Raw genomic sequence first — 235 nt, forward strand, 5'->3', positions numbered from 1 at the left:
GCACGCAGGACGGCATCAAACTCCGGGGCTTTGTCGAACCCTCTGTAGTACAACGCGGTCAGAACCACTGTGGCATTTAGCGCGACGTCTACCAGTTGCGAGTCGAGTTGACGATTGTTGCGAAAAACCATTTCGAGCAGGTTTGCGATGCGCGTCGCAATACGAATGTTATTGACACCCGTTAGCACGAACGCATCCTTAAACTTGTCTACGTATGGGAGTGTCCGACCTGTTG

Annotated in this window: 1 protein-coding gene; it reads right to left on the reverse strand. The window is 52.3% G+C overall.

Translation table 11 applies throughout. From position 1 onward, the window contains the following. The coding region (locus tag SB847_RS22270; protein WP_410578941.1) for a hypothetical protein at positions 1–188 on the reverse strand (188 nt) is incomplete at its 3' end. Positions 189–235: the final 47 nt, after the last annotated feature.

It is taken from the genome of Bacillus sp. SIMBA_026 (genome assembly GCF_046535335.1).
Taxonomy (GTDB): domain Bacteria; phylum Bacillota; class Bacilli; order Bacillales; family Bacillaceae; genus Bacillus; species Bacillus velezensis.